General features: G+C 76.8%; 1 protein-coding gene. It reads right to left on the minus strand.

The genetic code is table 11. The annotated features are described in order from the left end of the window. Window positions 1–4,755 (minus strand): hypothetical protein (locus AO501_RS37070; protein ID WP_055577598.1); only part of this gene is annotated, 4,755 nt, incomplete at its 3' end. Window positions 4,756–4,828: the final 73 nt, after the last annotated feature.

Raw genomic sequence — 4,828 nt, forward strand, 5'->3', positions numbered from 1 at the left:
GCCGCCGCGGCCGCCCGCGCCCCCGGCCCCACCCGCGCCGCCGTTGGCTCCCGCGCCGCCGGAGGTGCCCGTCGTGGAGGGAGAAGCGCCGGCGAAGCCGTCCGCACCGTTGCCCCCGGTCCCGCCGTTGCCACCGTTGGCGTTGCTGAGGCCGTTGAGCCCGGTTGTGCCGCTTGTGGATCCGGTACCGCCCGTACCGCCGCTGCCGCCCAGACCGGCGTTGCCACCGGTGCCCCCGGCCCCGCCGGCGCCGTTGTTGATCTGGGCGATGCCGTCGGCGCCGTTGCCGCCGTCGCCGGGTGTCCCGCCGTTGCCGCCGGCGCCGCCGTTGCCGCCGGCGCCGCGGGTGCCCGTGTGGCCGGCGGGTGCCTGTGCGGTTCCGCCCGCGCCGCCATTGCCGCCCGCCCCGCCGTTGCCGCCGTTGTCGCCCGATGTACCGGCAGCACCGGTGTTGCCGTTGGCGCCGTTGCCGCCGTTGCCGCCGTCGCCGCCGATCCCGCCGTTGCCGCGACCGCCGATGCCGGTGCCGTACCCGCCGGCGTAACCGCCGTTGCCGCCCTTGCCGCCGTTAGGAGCCGTGGTGCCCCCGGTCCCGGTGTCGGTGCCGCCGTTGCCGCCGTTGCCGCCGCTGCCGCCGTTGCCGGCGTTGCCGCCTTTGCCGTTGTCCCCGGTGGCGCTGCCGCCGTCGCCGCCGTTGCCACCACCGCCACCGGCCATGCCGGCCTTGCCCGCGGCGCCGTTGGCGCCGTCGGCGCCGTTACCGCCATTGCCACCGTTGCCTCCGACGGCGCCGCCGGCCGAGACGGCACCGGCCGAAGCGGCACCGACGCTCCCGGCGTTGCCGCCCTTACCGCCGTCGCCGCCGTTGGGTGCCACAGTGGCGGTCGCGGTGGGAGCCCCTCCGTTGCCGCCGTTGCCACCGTTGCCGCCGTTACCGGCATTTCCGCTGACTCCGTTGGTCCCACTGGCATTGCCGCCAGCGCCGCCCTTGCCCCCGACGCCGCCGGTCACGCCATTGGCCCCGCTGCCGCCGTTGCGGCCGGACGCGCCGTTGCCACCGGCGCCGCCGTCCCCGCCGATGCCGCCGCTACCCGCCGTATCGCCGGAGCCGACCAGGCCGGCGTTCCCACCCCGCCCGCCGTCGCCGCCGCTCGCGGCCGTGGACAAGCCGGCCGGGGTGCTGGCTCCACCGTCGCCGCCGCGGCCACCTGCCCCACCGTTGCCGGCGTTGCCCCCGACGCCGCCCTTGCTCAATCCGGCGCCGCCGCTACCGCCGTCGCCGCCGCGACCGCCGGTCAAGCCATTGGTGTCGGCGAGCGCGGTCTGCGCTGCGGCGCCGTCGCCGCCGTTGCCCCCGTTGCCGCCGATTCCTGCTTTGCCGTCGGCGGCACCGGCGCCGTTGCCGGCACCTGCCGCGCCCGTCATGCCGCCGGCGCCACCGTTGCCGCCGTTCGGGGCGTCAGTGGCCGTGCTCGCGCCGGCGTTGCCGCCGTTGCCGCCGTTGCCGCCGTTGCCCGCGTTGCCGGCCTGGCTGTTGGCGCCGTAGGTATAGCCGCCGGAACCACCCCTACCGCCGTCGCCGCCGGCACCGCCGGCGGCACCCGCACCACCGGCACCCCCTCCGCCGGCGTTGCCGCCGCTGCCGCCGTTGCCGCCGGCGGCGAATTTGCCGGTCGCGGTGCCACCATCGCCACCGTTGCCGCCGTGCCCGCCGTTGACCCCGGCATTGCCGATGGTGCCGTCCAGGCCCGTGGCGCCCTGGCCGCCGTTACCGCCGTTACCGCCGATGCCGCCGTAGCCCTCGCTCTCGCCGGTACCGGCCAGGCCCGCGTTACCGCCGGAACCCCCGTTGCCCGCATCGGGGGCAGTGGGACCGCCAACGTCGGCGCCGCCGTTGCCCCCGTTGCCCCCGTTGCCGCCGTTGCCGGCGTCGCCGCCGACACTGCCCTTACCGGTGGCGTTACCGCCGTTGCCACCGTTGCCGCCGCTGCCGCCGTTCACGCCGCTGACGCCCGTAGTCCCGTCGGCGCCGCTAGAGCCGTTGCCGCCGTCGCCGCCGTCGCCGCCGTGGCCGCCGTGGCCGCCGTTACCCGTGATGGTGCCGGTACCGACCTTGCCGGCATCGCCGCCATTCCCGCCGATACCACCGCTCTTGCCGCCGCTCAGGCTGCTGCCGCCGTTACCGCCGGCGCCGCCGTCGCCGGCGTTGCCACCGACACTGCCGGCCCCGGTGGCGGTGCCGCCCGAACCGCCGCTCCCGCCAGCGGCACCGGCGCCGCCGACCCCGTCGACGCCGTTTCCGCCGCGGCCACCGAATCCACCGTTGCCGCCGGAACCCGCGATGTTCGTGGTGAGGCCGCCAGTGCTGCTACCACCGGCGCCACCCGTACCGCCAGCGCCACCGACGCCGCCATTTCCGCTGTTGTTGTTGGCGCCGGCGCCGCCATTGCCCGCGTCACCGCCGCTGCCGGCTGTCTCAGCGCCGTCGCCGATTCCCGCATTCCCGCCGGCCCCACCGTTGCCGCCGGCACCTCCGTCGCGCTCAACGCCGAAGATGCCGCCCGCGCCGCCATTGCCACCGGCACCTCCGTCGCCTCCGGAGCCACCCACCAGACTGATCGCTCCGCCCGTGCCGGCTTTGCCGGCCGCACCGCCGGCACCGCCGTTACCGCCGTCGCCGGGGCCACGGGCCGGAGAACTACCGCCGTCACCGCCGTTACCGCCCCCACCGCCGTGGCCGCCCGCGCCACTGGCGCCGTTCGTGCCGCCGGCACCGGAGTTGCCGCCGTTGCCGCCGGTGCCTCCGGCCCCGCCATTACCGCCGCTGTTGACGTAGACCGAGGGACCCTTCGTCGAGAACGCGGTGCCGTCGGCGCCACGGCCGCCGTCACCCCCGGCACCGCCAACGCCACCGTTGCCCGCGGTCGTACCGGTACCCGCGTTGCCGCCATTGCCGCCGCTGCCGCCTGCGCCGCCGGCCGGAGCGTAGCCGGTGTCCGGAATGCCGTCTTTTCCGCCGTCACCGCCGGTGCCACCGCTGCCACCGGCCCCACCATTACCCCCGACACCGCCGGTGCCGGGGGCGTTACCGCCGGCACCGCCGGCCCCGCCTTTACCGCCTGCCACGCCAGGATTCGCGTCGGCGCCCTTGATGCCGTCGCTGCCGATACCGCCGGCGCCACCGTCACCGCCGATGCCAGCTTTGCCGACCGCGGCTGCGGTGCCGGCTTTGCCGGCATCGCCACCGCTGCCCCCGTTGCCACCGCTGCCGCCGTTACTGCCGCCGTTGCCCGCCGCGCCGCCCGCGCCGCCATTACCGGCGTTTCCGCCGGCATTGCCGGGCTGGCTGAATGCACCGCCACCGCTGCCGCCCGTGCCGCCCGCACCGCCATCGCCGCCGGTGCCACCGGGGTAGCCCTGGCCGCCGAAGGTGGAATTGCCGCCGACACCACCGACACCGCCCGCGCCGGCATTACCGCCGGCTCCACCGATGCCACCGGTTCCGGCGGTACCACCGACACCACCGTCGCCGCCCGCACCACCGGCGCCGCCGTTACCTGCAGGGATCAATGTGCCGATCGGATTCGCGAACGGAGTACCGGCGCCACCCGCGCCTCCTGCGCCGCCCGCGCCACCGGCTCCGCCGGTGTTCTTCGAGATCCCGCCAGTGCTGGCCCCACCAGCCCCGCCAGCACCGGCGGCCCCGCCGACGCCGCCATTAGCGGCCTGTGTCGGCGAACTCAACGTCCACGTGCCCCCGGCGCCGCCATTACCGCCAGTACCACCTGAACCAGCGGTCTCGGCGTTGTCACCGAATCCGCCGGCGCCACCGGCGCCACCGTTTCCACCCTTGCCACCTGCACTGGCCGAATTAGCGGCGGCCACGCCGCCGTTGCCGCCTGCCCCACCGTTACCGCCCGCACCGCCGCTGGCGCTTGCCGCGCCACCGTTGCCAGCCACACCGGCGGCCCCACCGTTGCCGCCGGTACCACCGTTACCGCCGCCACCGCCGCTGGTGCCATTTCCGCCGTTGCCCGCGTTGCCGCCTTTTCCGCCGGCTCCGGCGGCTCCGTTGACGCCTCCGGGCCGGGAGTCGCCGCCCTGTCCGCCGACGCCGCCGGCGCCGCCGTTCCCGCCGTTGTCGCCGGCCAGGTTGCCGGTGCCGTTGGCCCCGTTGGCCCCGTTACCGCCGGCTCCACCGGTGCCGCCGGCACCGCCATTGCCCGCGCTGCCGCCGCTGCCCGTGTTTCCACCGGTACCGCCGGCACCACCGGCGCCGCCGGCAGGCGCCGTGACGTTGCCCGCGCCCGTGTCAGCACCCGCGTTACCGCCGGCGCCGCCGCCACCACCGGCGCCGCCGTTACCCGCGAACCCGCCAAACCCGGAGTTACCGCCGAACCCGCCGACGCCCCCGACACCACCGGCGAATCCGGCCGCACCAGCGGCACCGGCAGCACCAGCCCCGCCGTCACCGCCGGCGCCGCCCACACCGCCGTGGCCATAGGCGCCCGCAGTGCCCCCGCTTCCGCCCGTGCCCGGCGCACCGCCGGCTCCGGCGTTGCCACCCATACCCCCGGCGCCGCCGGACGCACCGATTCCGTTAACCCCGGCCCCGCCATTTCCACCCGCGCCGCCGGTGCCACCGTCGCCGCCGACGCCACCGCTGCCATTGGTCCCGCCGAAGGTGCTCTGGCCACTGCCTCCGGCACCACCGAGCCCGCCGGCGCCGCCGGCCGCACCCGGCCCCCCGGCCACACCCGGCCCTCGGCCGTGCTTCTCTCAGGCCGCAGCGGTAGTTTCAGCCAGTGATAGTCGGGGCCTTTTTGGC

Origin of the sequence: Mycobacterium gordonae (genome assembly GCF_001417955.2) — a bacterium.
In the GTDB taxonomy this organism is placed as follows: Bacteria; Actinomycetota; Actinomycetes; order Mycobacteriales; family Mycobacteriaceae; genus Mycobacterium; species Mycobacterium gordonae_B.